We start from the raw sequence: 1,714 nt of genomic DNA, 5'->3' as shown, positions 1-1,714 counted from the left end.
TTGTGTGGAGTATCGAGCGGTCAACGGCGGTTCTAACGTCCCTCCAAGTTCTGACGTCGTAGCAGGGAACCAAATCAACGCCCACCCCCCTGTATCTCGCCCGGACGTATGGGTGCTCCGCGTAGGCTATCTCGTGGGAGTCGAGCTTCTCCGCTATGGCTTTTCCGAGTTCCAGGCCTTTCTCCCTCAGCTCCTCAAGGGGGGTTTCGAGTGGGAAGGCCAGGAACAGGTCAACGTCGTGGTCTCCAGCTAAATAGGTGTCCTTCGCGAGCGAGCCGACGAAGTAGGGCCTGACGTCGAGGCCGAGTTCGTTTATCTCTTCCTCAGTTATAGTTCTCAGCTCCTCCATGAGGGCCTCGACGAAGGCCCTCTCTTCATCACTCGGCCTTATCCTCCGGAGGACTTCGCTGAGGACTTCTTCCATCTCCATTGCGCTCACTCCGCAAGCTCAAATCTCGCAACGGTCTCGTAAATCGGACCCTTTGGAGTAAGCGTGCTCTTCTTCAGCTCTATCGCATCAACCTCGAACTCTCCGAAGTCCTCGTTAGCCAAATCCTTCAGCGCCATCGCCAGCTCAACCTTGTCCCTCACGAACTTGACGCGCCCGATTGTTATGTGGGCCACGAAGTCCTTGTCCCTCTTGAAGCCGAGCCTTCTCATCTCGCGCTCGACGTCCTTCGCTATCGCCTTAATGCCTTCGTCGTTCTCGATTCCGGCCCATATCACCCTCACGTAGTTCGGGTTCGGGAAGACGCCGATTCCCTTGACGCGAACGCGGTGCTTTTTGTGCTTCCTCGCTATCTCCGCCAGGGCCTTCTTGACTTCCTCCGCTGTGGCCTCATCAATCTCGCCGAGGAACTTGAGCGTCACGTGGAAGTTCTCCCGCTCGACGAACTTTATTTTCGCTGACTTGCCGAACCTCTCCTGGGCCTTCAGGAGGTTGTCGCGAACCTCGTCGCTCACGTCTATCGCTATGAACGCCCTCATACCACCACCGAGAAAAGTTGGGGGGAGGGGTTAAAAGGAATTTGGAAAAAGCAAACTTCAACAAAGCTAGCTGTAGTCAGCTTCAACGTAGAGACCTATGGGAACGTTCACCTTTTCATAAGTTGTTATAAACCAGTGTTTCACCGGAATCTGCACCCTGTACTTGCTTTCCATGGCGTAGAAGGTTACATCGCTGGACAGTCCTTCGTTTTTAACGTGGCCGAGCATGACATAGCTTGAGTAGTCACTAACGCTGAATCCAATGGTTATTGTCGCGAACCACGGTGGAAGACTGCCCTTGGCTAGGGCATCTAATATTGCACCCACAGGAATTCCAACGCCGAAGCTGTGGCCGTCGCTCCCTTCGTAAATTTTTCCGTAGAACTCTGAAAGTGATACTGGGTTGTTTATTCCAACTGATATCCCCTTTGACTTTTTCATCCATTCACTTGGGAAATTGTAAGGAGGTTTTCCAAGTGTTAAGCCGCTCGCTATGTGTTCGACGTTTCCGCTTACTCTGTCTATTGTGAAGCTGTCTATCTTTGCGAAGTACCTCTCTTTGCCCGTTGGCGAGCAGGTTACCCGCCCAAGGGAGTCCCTCTCGCACATGTACTCCTTTTGATATATGTAGTGGACGGTTCCCTTAATCCAAACGTAACCCCATGAATATTGTTTTGGAACCGTTATGTCGTCTCCTCCTGCAAAGTAGTTGGTTATTGACCTCCCG

The 1,714-nt window shown here is 52.5% G+C and carries 3 protein-coding genes; all 3 read right to left on the bottom strand.

All coding sequences use genetic code 11. From position 1 onward, the window contains the following. Positions 1-430: nucleotidyltransferase domain-containing protein (locus MVK46_RS06210; RefSeq protein WP_297535770.1), on the bottom strand; the 430-nt coding region annotated here is incomplete at its 3' end. A gap of 5 nt (positions 431-435) precedes the next feature. Then, complete coding sequence (thpR, locus tag MVK46_RS06205) at positions 436-987, bottom strand: RNA 2',3'-cyclic phosphodiesterase (protein WP_297535769.1); 552 nt, start codon at positions 985-987, stop codon at positions 436-438. Between the two features lie 66 nt (positions 988-1,053). Further along, positions 1,054-1,714, bottom strand: a 661-nt coding sequence (locus MVK46_RS06200) for a hypothetical protein (protein ID WP_297535768.1), incomplete at its 5' end; no start/stop codon positions are given.

Origin of the sequence: Thermococcus sp. (assembly GCF_027066465.1) — an archaeon.
Taxonomy (GTDB): Archaea; Methanobacteriota_B; Thermococci; order Thermococcales; family Thermococcaceae; genus Thermococcus.
This window is presented reverse-complemented; position numbering and strand designations above follow the sequence as displayed.

Excerpts from the sequence above, each read along its gene's own strand:
- thpR (WP_297535769.1), bottom strand. The coding sequence starts at position 987 with ATGAGGGCGTTCATAGCGATAGACGTGAGCGACGAGGTTCGCGACAAC.